Source organism: Bacillota bacterium (assembly GCA_024653485.1).
Classification (GTDB): domain Bacteria; phylum Bacillota; class SHA-98; order UBA4971; family UBA4971; genus UBA6256.
The window spans coordinates 181,331-197,180 of sequence record JANLFY010000001.1 but is presented as its reverse complement, the minus strand read 5'-3'; the positions used below and the strand labels follow the sequence as shown (position 1 = coordinate 197,180).

Below are 15,850 nucleotides of genomic sequence, written 5' to 3'. Positions count from 1 at the left end.
CCCTCAGCAGCGGATAAAAACAAAACCTGACCCCGCGTGGTCCGATGTCCTCACCGGACCGCTCGAAGCCAGGCCATGTCCGCTTTGCGGCCCGGGGTACTCCCCCTCGCGCCGCGGCCAGGGTGGCAACCGGCACTTCCACGCCAGCCGTAGTTGCAAGCGTGTCCCTGCCGGTACTCTTGTTTGGCTATCATCAGCCTTCGTTTCCCTCACCCGTAGCGCCGTCGGCCTCACCCGCCGGCTGCTTGGCCGGGCCGAGGCACGTCGCCCGGTATTTCTCGCGGATGGCCCTGAGAGCCGTCAGGAGCGCTCTCTGCGCAGCACCATGGTAGTACGCCCTCAGGTCGTCCACGATGGCTCCCATGTCAGCGTCGATTCTGCGCCCGGTCACGAGCTGCCTGAAGACTTTCTTGGCGGTCGAAGTAGCGAGGGTGCAGTCCGCGTCAACTATCTCGCCGGTCACGGGCTCGATCTCCAGGCCCACCCCCACCACCTTGTACAGTTCCTCCGCCGTGATTCCGGTGGGCAGCTTCGCGTACCCGCCGAAGAACATTGTTCGCCGCGTTGCGCGGTTTTCCTTCGACACAGTGTTCACAGAATCCTTCTCCGCCACCCTCCGTTGGTGTCCATGGTGCGCGGTCTTCACGCGGTGACTCCTCGGGACACGCCTCTACGACGCAGCCTCGCCATTTGAGCCAACCAGACGACGCCTATCAGCAATATGCCTAGGAGATCCGTGGAGATGTGAGGATGGATGAGCAGAAGCCCTGCGACAAATAGGACCGGCCTCTCGACGTTGCGCGTGGATGTCAACAGCCACCCCTCAACGGCCGCTCCCACTGCTATCATGCCGACCACGGCTCCCGCGACGACTCTCAGCGTGTCGAGCCAAGACATGGTGCCCACGAGGAGAAGCGAGGGAGCGTATACGAAGAAGTACGGGATAAGGAAAGCGGCTATTGAGAGCTTAGTCGCCTCGATCCCCGTCTTGATCGGATTCGACTTGGCTATCCCCGACCCCGCGAATGCAGCGAGAGCCACGGGCGGCGTCACGTCGGCCACGATGCCGAAGTAGAACGCAAACATGTGAGCCGCCATGACGGGGACACCCAGTTTCAGGAGTGCGGGCGCTGCTATAGTTGACGTGATGACGTAGTTGGCCGTCGTTGGTGCTCCCATCCCGAGTACCAGCGACGTCACCATGGTGAAGAAAAGGGTTGGAAGAAGCTGTCCACGAGCCAGCAGGATGAGCCCGTTCGCCAGCTTCAGGCCGAGGCCTGTCAGAGTCACCGTTCCCACTATCATGCCCGCCGCAGCGCACGCTATCACGACACCGAGGGCGTTGCGGGCGCCTTGCTCGAGTGCGGCCAAGATGTCAGCAGGTTTCATCCTGGTCGCCCTGGAAATGCAGCTGGCCAAGACGGCAACCACAAGGCCCCATAGCGCGGCCTTCATGGGCGTGCTTCCCTCAACGAGAAGGTATATGATGGCGACCAACGGGAGGAAAAGCTGGCCCCGCTCACGCATGATGGCCCAAAACCGCGGCAGGCGCTCTCGCGGCAGCCCGCGCAGCCCGGTCTTCTTCGCCTCGAGATGGACCACGATGAACACGCCCGTGAAATAGAGGATGGCGGGGATGATCGCGGATTTCGCCACCTGGAGATATGGCACGCCGATGAACTCAGCCATGAGGAACGCAGCCGCTCCCATGATCGGGGGCATGATCTGCCCTCCAGTAGACGCCGACGCCTCTACCGCCCCCGCAAACTCCGGTCTGTAGCCGAGCCTCTTCATCATGGGGATCGTGAAGCTGCCGGAGCCCACGGTATTCGCGACGGAGCTTCCGGAAACCGTGCCCTCCAGCGCGCTCGTTATCACCGCCACTTTGGCCGGGCCACCGGCGGCGTGGCCCGCCACGGAGTTGGCGATGTCGATGAAGAACTGACCTATCCCTGTCTTCTCGAGGAACGCACCAAACAGGATGAACAGGAATATGAAGGTGGACGACACACCTAGTGGGATGCCGAACATTCCCTCGGTCGTGAAGAACATGTGTCCGACGAGCCTCGTGATCGAGGCGCCGCGATGTTGGAAGAACCCCGGCACGTATCGCCCGAAGTAGGCGTACGCAAGGAAACAGCACACCACAACCAAGATGGGAATCCCCACGACGCGCCTGGTGGCTTCCAGCACCAACAGGATGCCGATCGCGCCGATGACTATGTCAAAGGTGGTGTACGCTCCCGCGCGAACCAGGAGCTCCTTGAAGTTCCAAACGAGATAGCTCATCACGAACGCACCGATCACTGCCAACACCACGTCGTACCACGCCAGTTTGCGGATACCTCTTTTCGACGCGGGATAGAGCAGGAACGCGAGGAGGACTCCGAAACCCAGGTGGACTGCCCGTTGTATCTGAGCCGGCAGCACGCCGAACGCCGCGGTGTACAGCTGAAAGAGTGAGAAGGCGATGGCAATGACGCTGATGACAACGGAGTACAGCCCAGGAATCCTCCGATACGCGGACTCCCTGTCGTACTTCATCAGGATGTCTTCGATCTCCGCCTGGCTCACGGACTCCGTTTCGACCCTGTTGGAAACGTCGCCTGGGCTTGAGATGATGTCTCTCTGGACATCGTCCGCTCTTTGATCCACCAGCATCTCCCCCTGAACAGAAACGCGGCCATAGGCGCACGAACCGCCTTGATATTGAGGGCCGTCCCGGGCCTGGCGACGTCCGCGAAGGCAAACATCTTGCCGGAGACCACAAGCGAATGCCCGGGAACCGGGCTTACCGCCAGGTCTAGCTCGCCGATGCGCCGGCGGATACCGGTGATGCGCACCTCCCCATCTTCCAAGGCAAACCGGGCGCCTTCGTCTGCGATCGTGGGGAGCCCAGCCCCGAAAGACTTGTACCTCGTCTCAACAAGGTAGATGACGCCGCCGGACTCGACTGCGAAGACCTCGCAAACGGGCGTCCTCTCCACCGAGTGAACGAAGCGCACCTCGAACCTGCCCCCTGCGGGCACACGCGCGAGGTAAACCAGACGACCGGTCCGCTCCTCCCTCACCTCCAGCGCGCCTACGAAAGGGGCGAGCATCGCCGCCGTAGCCAGGATAGCACCGAGCGCCAGGACGGCGATGACGGCGCCGCCCTGGCGACCGGCGAGACGCGCTTCGGGTGCGTTCGGGACACTTGCGCCCATTCGTCCACCTGACCTGTCTTCGTCTCTGCTACTTGATAATGCCTTTCTCCTTGAAGTACTTCTCTGTCCCGGGATGCAGCGGCGTGCTCACGCCCGCAAGAGCGCCGGCAAGGCTGATCTCCTTGCCCTTGGCATGTGCTTTCGCAAGCTCCGGCAGGTTCTCGAAAAGCGCTCGGGTCATCTCGTAAACGAGACCTGCGTCGAGATCCGACCGGGCTATGAGCATGGCTTGCACGGCAACTGTCTTCGCGTCCTTCGTCTGGTTGATGTAGGTGCCGGCCGGAATCACGGCTTGGCCGTAGAAACCATACTTGTCGTGCAGTTTCTTGTACATCTCGTCCGGGACCTCAACGATCTTGATCTTATGCTGAGTCGCCACGTCCTGGATCCCGGCGTTCGGAATGCCCGCGGTCACGAAGAACGCATCGATGTGTTTGTCCTTGAACGCCTCCGCGGACTCCGCGAAGCTAAGATACTGCACCTGAGCCAGGTCCTTATAGCTCAGTCCGTACGCCTCGAGAATCTGTCTTGCGTTCGCCTCCGTGCCGCTGCCCGGCGCGCCCACCGACACTCTCTTGCCCTTCAGATCGGCTACGGAGTTTATGCCGGAGTCGGCCGACGCCACGATCTGGATGAGCTCCGGATAAAGCGACGCCACCACGCCGAAGCTTCTCATCTTCCCGTCTTTCTGGAAGAACTCCGTTCCGTTCCATGCGTAGTCCGCTGTGTCAGTCTGAACCAGCGCAAGATCGACTTCCTTCGAATGAATCATCCTGAGGTTCGCGATAGAAGCGCCCGTGCTTTGGACGGTTATGCTGACGTTCTTCACTTTCTCGCCGATGAGTTGGGCCATCGCCCCGCCCAAAGGGTAATACGTGCCCGCTGTCCCCCCGGTGGCCATGACGAGCTGCGTCACGGCAGCAAACGATGTGGACCCGATGGCAAGCACGAGACACATGGTGACCGCCGCCAATACGCCTCTTCTCATTCTCTCTTCTGCCTCCTCACCCTCGGAGATTTCCCGGTCCCGCTTGACCGAACCTCTCACATGTTTGATTCTACATGCTCCCCGGTGTTCCTTCCAAACCATCTCGAACTAATCCCGTCCTGCTTGCCAGGCAGCTTCTGGATCAAAGGCGCGGAGGAGGAAAACGGCGCGCGACATCGAATGTCTCGCCTGGCGGTGGACGGAGCGCTCTTCCGAAGGGAGTTGGTGAACCTGAACGAACTCTTGGCGGGTGTGCGGGGGTTGAGCTTCGGCAACATGGTAATGTTTGCCGTCGGCGGATTTCTCATATACCTTGCGGTGAAGCGCGACTACGAGCCGATGCTGCTCCTCCCCATTGGATTCGGCGCCATCCTCGCGAACATACCATTTACGTCTGTCCTTGGCGAACACGGCGTGTTAGAACTGCTTTACAACGCGGGGATCAAGACCGAGCTCTTCCCCATACTGATCTTCGTGGCCGTTGGGGCGATGGTGGACTTCACGCCACTCCTGCAGAGGCCGGAAACGCTCCTTTTCGGAGCCGCGGCGCAGCTGGGAGTGTTCGCTACCATGGTGGTAGCATCGTACTTCGGCTTCAACCTGAAGGAGGCGGCGTCCATAGGGATCATAGGGGCGGCAGATGGTCCGACCTCGATCTACGTAGCCACCAAGTTCGCGAGCCACCTCCTCGCGCCGATATCAGTCGCCGCATATTCATACATGGCGCTGGTACCGATCATACAGCCCCCCGTGGTGACAGCCCTCACGACGAGGGCCGAGAGGCGTATCCGCATGGATTCGCGGGAAGTCGCGGTGCCTCGGATCGTGCGCATCCTGTTCCCCATAGGCGTGACCCTCGTAGCAGGGGTGATCGCTCCGATCAGCGTCGCCCTTGTCGGCATGCTCATGTTCGGCAATCTGATAAGGGAAAGCGGTGTGTTGGAGAGGCTGTCCAAGGCCGCGCAGAACGAGCTCGCCAACTTGGTCACGCTCCTCCTCGGCATCACCATTGGCTCGTCGATGCGGGCGGATTCCTTCCTGAACTTCAGGACTCTCCTCATCATGGGCATGGGCCTGCTCGCCTTCGTGTTCGATACAGGAGGAGGTGTGCTGTTCGCGAAGGCTCTTAACCTGGTGCTGCGCCGCAAGATAAACCCGATGATAGGAGCGTGCGGGATATCGGCGTTCCCGATGTCCGCACGGGTCATCGCGAAGATGGCCCTCAAAGAAGACCCGACCAACTACATAGTGATGCACGCCGTGGGGGCGAACGTTGCCGGCCAGATAGCGTCCATAGTGGCTGGAAGTCTGATACTCGCCCTCGTGTCTTAGGGCGTCCGCGATGCGCTGCGCGCCCAGGGCGTGATTCCCGCGTCGCGCGTGAGAGGCGACGCGAGAAAGGTCTCGAGGCAGGGAACCGAGCACGGGCCACGGAACGGCGGGCGCACCCGAACGACCAACAAGCGGCAGCAACGGGGCGCCGCGCGAATTGCATAGCGCGAGCTGCGACGAAGGCTGCGCCGAGGGGACTCGCGCACCTGACAACGAGGGGAGGGAAAGAAGTCGGCAGACGACGCGAATGCCCACGGGCTCAAGCGGCAAGCAGAGGCAAGGCGGTCGCCCTGCCTGGCGGGCGGCGTGCGTCCCTTGCAACCGCCTCGCGGGGCGGTCTGCTCCGTTCGATGGGAGACGAAAGTCCCGTACGGGGCGCGAGCCAGAGGTCGGTCGCTTGAGTGAGAGGAAGAGAAGAGACGTGGATAGGAGGCATCGTCGGCCGCGACTTCAGAGGATGAGCGCAGTGGTTCAGAGCTGGCGTGTTCTGGGCATCGGTATGGCAACCATTTTCGGCGTCATACTTGTCTTCTACGCCATGATCAGGCTGATGCTGAGAATGTGGCGCGAAGGCTGATAGCACGACGCTCCGACGTTCACCGGACGCCGGATCGGCCTTCCGGGTCCTTCGCTACCAGCTTCTTCAATAGGTCCTCCATGCGCGCCCTGGCAGCTTGAGTGGCTTGCTCGTCAGGCGTGATGGAGATCCTGAGGACCATCCCCTCGCGGACGCCCTCCGGCAAGGCCCGCACGGGCCAGAGTATAGCCTCGGCCTCCTGGCCGCTTACGAGGAGAACGGCGTTGTCCGCTTCGATTCTGTCCACTGTGACTTGGATCTCAACACATTTTGGGCGTCGCGTCACGAGATGACAGCCTCCCGCTCATTGAGTTCACATCTTGGCGCCCGCGCATCCGGCGGGCGTGCCGTCGGCGGGCACCGAAACGCCAGACACCGTCGGACACCGGAAGAAGGTCACGTCAGACCTCCCTTCCTGTCTTCGGCGCGAGTGGTCCTTCTCCTCCTCTCTCCTCCTCCTCCCTCGTCCGCTGAGATGGCCGCGCGTGCCTGAGCGACGGAGAATTGGGGTGGATGAGGGCTCCTGTAAGAAAAATACTGAAGCAGGTGCGCGCCTTAAAGAGGAGATTAGCTCTCCGACGGAGAATACCCGACTATGACAGACTGTCTACGCGGCTTGTCTATGACGCACTGGGCGCGAATCGCGTGAGGCTCGTGCTCCCATTTCAGTGAAAGGCTTCTGCTCTTGCCTGCGCTCGCACTTACGTCGGGCCCTAAGGGCGCGACGAGTCTGGGACAAAGCGAAGCGATGCTCTCGTCGGTGAGCCGGTGAGCGTACGGCTTGACTGTGCACGCTTGCCATGATATAGTGGCTGAAACAAGTGATGCCAGCCCCGCCGAAAGACCCATCATCCAGGCGGGTTGGCACAGGTTCCCCGAGGATGGTCTTGACCGGTCGGCTTGCACGTCGGGAGTTCGCTCCTTGTCGCGGGACAGCCGTCAGGACTGGTCCGGAACGGGTTTAGGACATTTGAGACAGTGGAAGAGAGAGTGACTCTCTCTTGCCGCGGGGGAGGTGACTGGTGACCCTCAGATAGACTTGGACGACATGGGACGGTTCGGAGATTCCGTGGTAGAGAGGGTGGAGGAAAGCACGAAGTGCACAAAGCGAGGAGGTATTGAGCAGTGAGGAGGTACATACTGAGTCTGGTCTTGGTTGTCGCTCTAGTTTCGTTGGGAGCAGTGGCCTATTCGGCCGAGCCGATCGTCATAGGGTTCAACCTCGAGATGACCGGCCAGGTGGCCGCATACGGCCAGGCAGCGTGGGAAGGTGTCAATCTCATTGACGATATCGTAAAGCCCGAGGTCCTTGGCAGACCGGTCGTATTCAAGCTCCTCGACAACAAGTCCGACAAGGTTGAGGCAGCAAACGTGGCCTCTCGTCTCATCGAGAACGACAAAGTCGTCGCCATAATCGGGCCCACCATCAGCGGTAACATGCTCGCCGCCGGTGAGATTTGCGAGAAGAAAGAGGTCCCCATCATAGGGCCGACTACGACGAACCCTCTGTGTACTCAAGGTAAGAAGTACGTGTTCCGCGCGTGCTTCATCGACCCGTTCCAGGCGTCCATCGCAGCAACCTATTGTTACAGGGACTTGAAGGCCAAGACTGCTGCGATCCTGTCCGACATAGCCAACGACTATTGCATAGCCCTTGGAACCATGTTCGAAAAGGAGTTCACCAAGCTTGGCGGCAAAGTGGTCACCCACCAGAAGTGTAAGTACGGTGACCAAGACTTCAGCGCCCAGCTGACGGAGATCAAGAACAAGAAGCCGGATGTCATCTATATACCCAACTACTACCAAGAGACCGCGCTTGCCGTACGGCAAGCCAGGGATCTCGGCCTCACTCAACCTGTCTTCGGAGCTGACGGCATAGCCACCGAGGAGTTCCTGTCCATCGGCGGTAAGGCCGTGGAGGGAGTCCAGCATACCACGTTCTGGCATGAGAAGGCAGCGGCGACAGACATCGGCAAGAAGTACGTCGAGGCGTATAAGAAGAAATTCGGAGCCGACAGCGAGGTCAACGTGTTCGGCGCTCTCGCGGCCGACTGCTATCTCATAGTCCTCGACGCCATCAAGAGGGCTGGCTCCGCCGATCCCAAGAAGGTCGCGGTGGCCATAGAGGACACGAAGAACCTCCAGGTCGTGACTGGGCCCGTCACGATAGAGAACGGCGACGCCATCAAGCCCGTGGTGTTCAACGCCGTGAAGAACGGCAAGTGGGAGTACCAGTCGATAGTTTATCCGTAATGAGTCGCGCATTGGCTCGGGCGTGCCCCTGTCCTGCCTGAGAAGGGACATCAGGCAGGCCCGGTTGGCTCGGCGTCGCAGCCTACGATGATGAGAAGGCAGGTCGGGTGCATCTCGTGACGCCGTGACAAGCGGAAGAAGTCCCGGTACACTACAGGGGGCAAGGAGGGCCATCCCTACCAAGACGGCAGGCTTCCTCTTTGCCCCCGTTGAGTGTCTTGCGGACCTTCCCGGCCGGCGGCAACGGACACGGACGACCGGTCCGTGTCCGGAGGCAAGGGCAGGCGACAGACCCGAGAGCCACATCTGTCGCGCTGGCCACCAGCGCAGGAGGGCGCGCGTGACGCGCGCACCAAGACGGAACCTTCCGACGAGGCGAGATTCCCGACGGTTGGAACGCCGTCTTTTCAAGGAGTAGATGTGAATGACGCTCGAGACCTTCATTCAGCAGCTGATGAACGGCATCTCCCTTGGAAGCTTGTATGCCCTCATCGCCATCGGCTACACGATGGTCTATGGCATCCTGCGGCTCATCAACTTCGCCCACAGCGACATATTCATGGTAGGCGCATACTTTGCGTTCTTCCTCGTGGCCGTGTTTCGTCTGCCGTGGGGGGCATCCGCCATTCTTGCGGTCGTTTTGACTGCCCTCGTCGGCATGATCGTGGACAGGGCAGCCTACCGGCCCGTAAGGAACGCTCCGCGCATATCCGCCCTCATAACCGCGGTGGGCGTGTCGTTCTTCCTGGAGAACTTGGGCTTGGTGACCGTGGGCGCCCGGCCGAAAGCGTTTCAGAGGCCCGACGTCATGGCGAGGGTGATACCGATCGGACCGGCGGCCGTGTCAGGCGTGTCCATCTGGGTGCCCATCCTCAGCCTCGCTCTGCTTGCACTGCTGTTGTTCATCGTATACCGCACGAAGGTCGGCATGGCGATGAGGTCCGTGTCAACTGACATCGAAACCACCCGCTTGATGGGGGTGGACGTAGACAGAGTGATATCCTACACTTTCGCCATCGGCTCTGCCCTGGCGGCTGCGGGAGGCATAATGTGGGCTTACAAGTACCCCCAGATCAACCCGCTCATGGGCATATACCCCGGATGGAAGGCGTTCACCGCCGCGGTGGTAGGAGGCATCGGTAATATCACAGGGGCGATGCTCGGGGGCTTCCTCATCGGGCTCGTCGAGATCATGACTGTGGCGGTCTTGCCCAGCCTCTCGGGGTACCGCGACGGCATCATCTTTACGCTACTTCTGATATTCCTGCTCCTCCGGCCAACCGGGATCCTTGGTGAGCCCCTAAAGGAGAAGGTGTGACATGGAGAGAAGACGTCTGCACCTCATCTTGACGCTTGCGCTCATTGCAGTGATCTTTCTCGCCCTCTGGTGGGCCGACACGCATCTCGGAGAGTTCCCGTTGCGAGTGGCACGCACGGGCGCGATCTACGTGGTCGCAGCGGTCGCGTACAACCTCGTGAACGGCATCACAGGCCAGTTCTCATTGGGCCCCAACGGCTTCATGGCACTCGGCGGCTATACCACGGCGCTCCTCATCCTGCCGCTTCAGCAGAAGCAGTTCGTGTGGTTCCTCGAGCCGCTCATGTGGCCATTCAACTCGTTCTCTCTTCCGGCGTACATGTTCGGTCTCGCCGTCGTGCTCGGAGGCGTCGTCGGCGCTCTTGGGGCGCTTCTCGTGGGGATTCCGTCGTTCCGGCTGCGCGGCGACTACCTCGCCATCGCAACATTCGGTTTCGGCGAGATAATCTTCGTGCTTGCCAACAACCTCATCCCCTTGACCAACGGCCCTCTCGGGATGAAGGGAATACCCGAATATGCCAACGTATACTGGTGTTTCGGGGCCGCGGTAGTGGCGACGCTCGTGGTGAGCAACATCGCGAACTCCAGTTACGGCCGGGCGATGAAAGCCATCCGAGATGACGAAATAGCCGCGGAGGCCATGGGCGTGAACGTGTTCCGCACGAAGATGCTTTCCTTCGTAACAAGCGGCTTCTTCGGAGGAGTGGCAGGTGGGCTCCTGGTATCGCTCATCACGACCGTCTCCCCGACACTGTTCACCTTCGGCATGACATTCAACCTCCTCATAATCATCGTGCTCGGCGGCCTCGGTAGCATAACCGGGTCGGTGTTCACGGGGTTCGGGTTTGCACTCATGTCCGAGGTGCTGCGGGTCGTGGAGGCACCAATAAACATCGGAGCTCTCCACATCCCGGGCGTTCCAGGCATGAGAATGGTGGTCTTCTCCGTGCTGCTCATCCTTCTCATGATCTTCTACCGACGAGGGCTCTTCGGCCAGTTCGAGCTGTCGTGGGATTGGGTCCTGTCCGTGCTCAGAGTCTCCAGGGGGGTGCAAGAGTGGAAGCGCGAACGCAAGACGGAGTCGTCCTGACTCTCGATCACGTGACCATCAAGTTCGGCGGGCTTGTGGCCGTGAACGACTTCTCGCTCGACATAAGGAAGGGCGAGCTCGTCGGGCTCATAGGCCCCAACGGCGCTGGAAAGACCACTGTCTTCAACATAATCACGGGCCAGTACACGCCGACCCAGGGCCGGGTGGCATTCGAGGGACGGGACATCACCGGGTGGCGTCCGGACCTCATCGCTGCCGCAGGCATAGCAAGAACCTTTCAGAACGTGCGACTTTTCACAGGCCTCACGGTGCTTGACAACGTGCTGGTGTCACAGCACTTGCGGGTGAGGTCGTCTTTCCTCTCCGCAGCGTGTCAACTACCGGGCTACGTCAAGGAAGACCAAGAGACCAGGATGCGCGGGATGGAACTCCTTGAGAGAGTCGGGCTGGCTGACCTTGCCAGGGAGCAAGCCGGCGGCCTTCCGTACGGTCAGCAGCGTCGTCTCGAGATCGCTCGGGCGCTGGCGACAAACCCTCGCCTTCTCCTCCTGGACGAGCCCGCGGCGGGGATGAACCCCGAAGAGACCACGCAGCTGATGAGGTTCATCTGCCGCATCAGGGAGGAGTTCGGTCTGACGATCTTCCTCATAGAACACGACATGCGCCTAGTGATGGGGATCTGCGAGCGGATCCGTGTGATCGACTACGGAGTCTCAATCGCTGAAGGCACTCCGCAGGAGATCCAGTCGAACCCCCGAGTCATAGCGGCTTACCTGGGTGAGGAGGAAGACTAGGATGCTCAAGATAAGGGACCTCCATGTATACTATGGCGGCATTCACGCGCTCAAGGGGATCTCCCTGGACGTGCCAGAAGGCAAGATAGTCACACTCATCGGAGCGAATGGGGCCGGAAAGAGCACTACTCTCCGAGCCATAACGGGCCTTGTCAAGGCCCGGCGCGGGTCTATCCAGCTCAAAGCGGAGAACATAGCAGGCAAGCCTAGCCACCACATCGTCCGCTCCGGGGTGGCGATGGTGCCCGAGGGCCGGAGAATCTTCCGCAACCTCACCGTCCTAGAGAACTTGATGATGGGCGCGTACCCTAGACAAGACACCGCAGGCATACAACAAGACCTTGAGTGGGTCACGACGCTCTTCCCAAGGCTCAAAGAGCGCCTCACTCAGAAGGGCGGCACCCTTTCAGGCGGTGAGCAGCAGATGCTGGCGGTGGGTCGCGCCCTCATGTCGAGGCCGAGACTTCTGTGCCTTGACGAGCCGTCGCTCGGGCTCGCGCCCGTCTTGATGCGGGAGGTCTTCAGGGCGTTGTCCAAGATACATGCAGAGGGGTGCACTATCCTCCTCATCGAGCAGAACGCCAAGGCAGCTTTGAGACTAGCGGACTACGCTTACGTTCTGGAGACAGGAACCATTACGATGGAGGGGCCAGGACGGGAACTACTCGAGAACGCGGACATCCGCAAAGCGTATCTGGGAGAGTGACGCAGGGCGGGCGGCTGACCGCAACTGGCCAGCGGCCCGCTGCCTTCCGCGACGGATCGGCCTGCATGGCTGAGATGAGATCGCGACAAGTCAAGGCGAGCTGATTCCCGACCGCTTGAGGAGCGCAATCACCTCGAAGACGAACCTCATCTCCTTCTGATTCAGAGTACACACCGCGCTCAACAGCATCTGCACGTTTGGGTCCTGCAGTAGGTCGCGAAGGTCTTTGGTCATCGCCGGGACGATCTCGTCGATGCCCTCGCTATCCAAGACGAGGTAACAAGGTGACACACCCAATGCCGAGGCTATCTTGTTGACGGTTCTGAGTGACGGCGAAACCCGCCCTAGCTCGATTTGGCCGACGAGGGCGGACGAAACGCCGGCTTTGGCAGCCACCTCCGCCTGGGTCATACCCAGTATGGCTCTGAGCCTCTTGAGCTTCTCGCCCAGGAATCCCTTGCGTTCCGCTGGCGACATGAGCACAGAGAGAGGGATGTGCAGCACGCGGGCCAGCCTCTTCAGGACGGACACAGCTGGTTGCACGTTGCCACGCTCTATTTCGCTCAAGTAAGTGCTTGATATGCCCGCCGCGGACGCCACCTCACGAAGAGTCATGCCGCGGTCCTCCCGGGCAACCCGCAGTCTGTCACCAGGCCCGATGCCTTGATCGCCGTCTTCCTCGGATGCCTCCACGAGATCCGCCCTGTTGAGGTTGAGCGCGTCGGCGAGCCGCGCCAGTGCATCAGAGGATGGAGTCTTGGAACCGCGTTCTATCTCGCTCAAGTACGAATATGAGAGTCTTGCCCTCGAAGCAAGCTCGACGAGCGTGAGCCCCCTTGCCTTTCTCGCGTTCCTAACCTTCTCACCGGAAACCACGAGCCCGGCCCCCCCTTCAAGCCCGGTGGCTGGTCCAGCTCGGGAGGATAGTCGTGGAACCACACGCAGCACCACAAGCGACAGCCTACTGACGTAATCGCGAGGACACCGCGCGGTGGTGATCCGAGGTCTGTCGAACCCACTTGGACCCGCCCCTAAGTCCGTCCACCCCATTCTAACACTTTGTGGCATCATTCACAAATCCGTCTTGCTAGCCCCTCTGACTCAGCGTCAGGGTTGGGTGGCTGAGCGGGCTTGCAGGCTTTCGCGTTCTTGACAGGAGCCTAAGAGCGGCGTATAGTACGTAGTTGGCGCGGGCCTCGCGGCGCTCCAGCTTACCTCATCAAAGCAGCGCCCGCTGTGCGCCGAGTTCTCTCGAGGAGGGATTGTCGCGACATGCCTACTTACGAATACCACTGCGAGAAGTGTGGCCGGTTCGAAGAGCTCCAGCGCATGTCGGATGAGCCCCTCTCCCGCTGTCCCACCTGCGGCGGCCCGGTCAGGCGGCTCATCAGCAGAAACGTGAGCATCATCTTCAAGGGGTCCGGTTTCTACACGACAGACAATCGCAGCACCGACTACAAAGAGAAGGCCAAAGAGGACACTCAAGTCAAGTCCTCGCAAGGGTCGTCCAAAACGCCGGATGCGGCGGGAGCCTAGACCCTCGGGACTCTGCCCCAGAAGACCCTGCTCCCTGTTTTTCCGGGCGCCTGGAGCTCCACTCCCATCCCGTGAGCCCAGGCGCCCGCCCATTGTCCACCATCCACGCGCTGCCGTCCCCGGCGTCCATCGCCTCTTGCAAGCCCGATTCGCTGCGCACGGCGCGCCCCGCGAGCCCTACCTCGCCGCGCCAGCCTGAGGAGTCCGCGAGCCGGACGCGAGCCGCCCCTTGGGAAGCATCCCTCTTATGACCTCTCCCAAGATGGGCATCACATAGTAGTCCAACCCGAAAGCGCGCCCGGCTCCACCGAGCATGGCGATGGAGACCATTACGAACCAGATGTTCCCTCCGGCGCCAGCAAGAGCGAAGTTGACGTTCATGAATATCGACCCAAGCGCCGCAATGCTGGTGAAGAGACCGAAGATCAACGCGAGCCCCAGCGCCAGTTCTGTCAGGGTCACAACCCACTGGAAGAAGAGCGCATGCGGGAAGACGAAGGTGTCCATGAGCCACCTGTACCACTCGGGCGTCCCCGGCCCCATGGGCATCAAAGACGAGCCAGACACGAGCTTGTCGCCGGAGACAAGGAAACCATCGCGTATCTTGCCTAGTCCAGATACGAGCCACTCATAGCCAAGGAACACCCTGAGAATCACGAGCCAAGCAAGGCTGACCTTGACGTTAGCGTGTTTCATGAGCTCTGAAAGCACTCCCCTCGCGTTTATCATCTCGTGTCTGAGGTACTTGAGTATGACCCTCATGCCTCCGACGCCCCACTGGTAATGAAGGTTCACGAGGTGCTTCATGGCGGTGGCCGGATAACTCCACAGGGACATCCCCATGAGGTCGGCCACCGAGTAGTGGCTGCCGACGGATACCATCACCCCATGGAGACGGGGCCTGAACCTGCGTTTGGGCGTACCTTTGATATCAGCTGCTATGTTCCTGGCAGCGCATGCCCCTCCCTGAAGCGCCGACTCAACGAGCGCAGGAAGCTCTCCATTCTCATCTGCGAAGAAGCAGTTGTCGCCGACTGCGTACACATCGTCATGCCCGACCACCTGGAGATACTCGTTGACCGTCAGGCGACCACGCTTCTTGCAGTCGAAACCTTTGTCCCTCAGAAAGCTGGTCGTTCGGACTCCACCCGTCCAAATCACGGTGCGAGTCCGTATCTTCGTGCCTGACTTGAGCGTAATCTCGTCACGCCCGACCTCCACTATGGGCGAGTCGGTCAACACGGTGATCCCTTTCGCCCGCATGGCGCGAGCTGCCCTTGCCGCAAGGTTGTCGGCAAGGGTAGGGAGTATGCGAGGGAGGGCCTCGATCACGTACACCGTCACCGAAAACGGCGACAAGCCGAACTCGCGGCACAGCTCCGGTACCCATTCCGCAAGCTCGCCAGCCATCTCTACTCCAGTAAAGCCACCGCCACCCACCACGAAAGTGAGTAGCTCCTGCCGCTTGATCGGATCTCGTTCCGCGACCGCCAGTTCGAACATGGCCCGCACTTGCGCCTTTATCTTCCGGGCGTCTTCTAGCGACCAAAGGGTGAACGCGTTCTCGGCCATTCCAGGGATTCCATAGAACTCCGGTTCGCTTCCGCACGCTAGAACAAGATAGTCATACGGGTATTCTGCCGTCTCTGACCTCAGCACTTTCTTATTGAGATCGATGCCGGTGACCGTGTCCTTAACCACGCGTACCTTGCTCCTGCGGAAGATGTCCGAAAAGGGGATCCGCACGCTGTCCTCGTTAACTCGAGCCCCCGCCACCTCATGGAGCTCGGTCAGGAGGGTGTGATGATCGTTCTTGTCGATGAGCGTGATCTCGGCCTCGTCGCGTCCAAGCAGCCTGTCCAGGGTCTGCGCTGCATGGATCCCCCCGTAACCCCCTCCGAGAATGACCACTCTCTTCTTGTGAGCCATCCACCATTCCTCCCACGCGCTCTTGTCCGATCATGTCTGGTAGTCTCGTCCAGTAGTCTGAGAGACGAGGACGAGCGGTCGGGTCAGCCGCGGTCTGCCGCGGCCACCTCCTTGTGATTGTGACGCCAATCACACACGCCGCCCCGACTGTTGTGTATTT

At 60.6% G+C, this 15,850-nt stretch carries 15 protein-coding genes; 8 read left to right on the top strand and 7 right to left on the bottom strand.

Annotation, left to right across the window (positions count from 1 at the left end; genetic code table 11):
• Positions 1–193: 193 nt before the first annotated feature.
• Genes NUW12_00795 through NUW12_00780 form a run of 4 tightly spaced genes read right to left on the bottom strand, consistent with a single transcriptional unit; the run spans position 194 to position 4,194 of the window.
• Positions 194–595 carry a DUF3870 domain-containing protein gene (locus NUW12_00795; GenBank protein MCR4401313.1) on the bottom strand — a complete coding sequence of 134 codons (402 nt, stop codon included), beginning with the start codon at positions 593–595 and terminating at the stop codon, positions 194–196.
• Between the two features lie 47 nt (positions 596–642).
• Positions 643–2,544: a TRAP transporter permease gene (locus tag NUW12_00790; GenBank protein MCR4401312.1), complete on the bottom strand. Its 1,902-nt coding sequence runs from the start codon at positions 2,542–2,544 to the stop codon at positions 643–645.
• Between the two features lie 26 nt (positions 2,545–2,570).
• The gene (locus NUW12_00785) at positions 2,571–3,206 is read right to left on the bottom strand and encodes a DUF1850 domain-containing protein (GenBank protein ID MCR4401311.1); all 636 of its coding nucleotides are present in this window, start codon (positions 3,204–3,206) and stop codon (positions 2,571–2,573) included.
• A 28-nt stretch (positions 3,207–3,234) separates the two neighbouring features.
• Positions 3,235–4,194: a TAXI family TRAP transporter solute-binding subunit gene (locus NUW12_00780; GenBank protein ID MCR4401310.1), complete on the bottom strand. Its 960-nt coding sequence runs from the start codon at positions 4,192–4,194 to the stop codon at positions 3,235–3,237.
• 231 nt (positions 4,195–4,425) lie between these two features.
• On the opposite strand from NUW12_00780, the gene NUW12_00775 reads away from it, so the two are divergent.
• Together NUW12_00775 and NUW12_00770 are read left to right on the top strand one after the other, a co-directional pair.
• Positions 4,426–5,526, top strand: a complete 1,101-nt coding sequence (locus NUW12_00775) for a sodium ion-translocating decarboxylase subunit beta (protein MCR4401309.1) — start codon at positions 4,426–4,428, stop codon at positions 5,524–5,526.
• 397 nt (positions 5,527–5,923) lie between these two features.
• Positions 5,924–6,103, top strand: a complete 180-nt coding sequence (locus tag NUW12_00770) for a hypothetical protein (protein MCR4401308.1) — start codon at positions 5,924–5,926, stop codon at positions 6,101–6,103.
• 19 nt (positions 6,104–6,122) lie between these two features.
• On the opposite strand, the gene NUW12_00765 is transcribed toward NUW12_00770, so the two are convergent.
• Positions 6,123–6,389: a DUF3006 domain-containing protein gene (locus NUW12_00765; protein MCR4401307.1), complete on the bottom strand. Its 267-nt coding sequence runs from the start codon at positions 6,387–6,389 to the stop codon at positions 6,123–6,125.
• Between the two features lie 839 nt (positions 6,390–7,228).
• Here NUW12_00765 and NUW12_00760 point away from each other — a divergent pair.
• The 5 genes from NUW12_00760 (at position 7,229) to NUW12_00740 (ending at position 12,225) form a co-directional block, all read left to right on the top strand.
• Positions 7,229–8,356 (top strand): ABC transporter substrate-binding protein, encoded by a 1,128-nt coding sequence (locus NUW12_00760; GenBank protein MCR4401306.1) that lies wholly within the window; start codon positions 7,229–7,231, stop codon positions 8,354–8,356.
• A gap of 424 nt (positions 8,357–8,780) precedes the next feature.
• Positions 8,781–9,674 carry a branched-chain amino acid ABC transporter permease gene (locus NUW12_00755; protein MCR4401305.1) on the top strand — a complete coding sequence of 298 codons (894 nt, stop codon included), beginning with the start codon at positions 8,781–8,783 and terminating at the stop codon, positions 9,672–9,674.
• 1 nt (position 9,675) lies between these two features.
• Entirely contained in the window at positions 9,676–10,764 is a 1,089-nt protein-coding gene (locus NUW12_00750) for a branched-chain amino acid ABC transporter permease (protein MCR4401304.1), read from the top strand.
• The gene (locus NUW12_00745) at positions 10,731–11,519 is read left to right on the top strand and encodes an ABC transporter ATP-binding protein (GenBank protein MCR4401303.1); all 789 of its coding nucleotides are present in this window, start codon (positions 10,731–10,733) and stop codon (positions 11,517–11,519) included. The genes NUW12_00750 and NUW12_00745 overlap by 34 nt, the downstream gene beginning before the upstream one ends.
• Position 11,520: 1 nt before the next feature.
• Entirely contained in the window at positions 11,521–12,225 is a 705-nt protein-coding gene (locus NUW12_00740) for an ABC transporter ATP-binding protein (protein ID MCR4401302.1), read from the top strand.
• Between the two features lie 90 nt (positions 12,226–12,315).
• On the opposite strand, the gene NUW12_00735 is transcribed toward NUW12_00740, so the two are convergent.
• Positions 12,316–13,101, bottom strand: coding sequence for a helix-turn-helix domain-containing protein (locus tag NUW12_00735; protein MCR4401301.1), 786 nt, complete (start codon positions 13,099–13,101; stop codon positions 12,316–12,318).
• A 396-nt stretch (positions 13,102–13,497) separates the two neighbouring features.
• Here NUW12_00735 and NUW12_00730 point away from each other — a divergent pair, with 396 nt between their 5' ends.
• Entirely contained in the window at positions 13,498–13,761 is a 264-nt protein-coding gene (locus NUW12_00730; GenBank protein ID MCR4401300.1) for a zinc ribbon domain-containing protein, read from the top strand.
• A gap of 177 nt (positions 13,762–13,938) precedes the next feature.
• Here the strand turns inward: NUW12_00730 and NUW12_00725 are convergent, their stop codons facing one another.
• Positions 13,939–15,690 (bottom strand): FAD-dependent oxidoreductase, encoded by a 1,752-nt coding sequence (locus NUW12_00725; GenBank protein MCR4401299.1) that lies wholly within the window; start codon positions 15,688–15,690, stop codon positions 13,939–13,941.
• Between the last annotated feature and the right edge of the window lie 160 nt (positions 15,691–15,850).

What these genes read in the sequence shown, in the direction of transcription:
- NUW12_00755 (MCR4401305.1), top strand. Translation starts at nt 8,781, where the DNA reads ATGACGCTCGAGACCTTCATTCAGCAGCTGATGAACGGCATCTCCCTT.
- NUW12_00780 (MCR4401310.1), bottom strand. Translation starts at nt 4,194, where the DNA reads ATGAGAAGAGGCGTATTGGCGGCGGTCACCATGTGTCTCGTGCTTGCC.
- NUW12_00730 (MCR4401300.1), top strand. Translation starts at nt 13,498, where the DNA reads ATGCCTACTTACGAATACCACTGCGAGAAGTGTGGCCGGTTCGAAGAG.
- NUW12_00725 (MCR4401299.1), bottom strand. Translation starts at nt 15,690, where the DNA reads ATGGCTCACAAGAAGAGAGTGGTCATTCTCGGAGGGGGTTACGGGGGG.
- NUW12_00785 (MCR4401311.1), bottom strand. Translation starts at nt 3,206, where the DNA reads ATGGGCGCAAGTGTCCCGAACGCACCCGAAGCGCGTCTCGCCGGTCGC.
- NUW12_00740 (MCR4401302.1), top strand. Translation starts at nt 11,521, where the DNA reads ATGCTCAAGATAAGGGACCTCCATGTATACTATGGCGGCATTCACGCG.
- NUW12_00790 (MCR4401312.1), bottom strand. Translation starts at nt 2,544, where the DNA reads ATGAAGTACGACAGGGAGTCCGCGTATCGGAGGATTCCTGGGCTGTAC.
- NUW12_00750 (MCR4401304.1), top strand. Translation starts at nt 9,676, where the DNA reads ATGGAGAGAAGACGTCTGCACCTCATCTTGACGCTTGCGCTCATTGCA.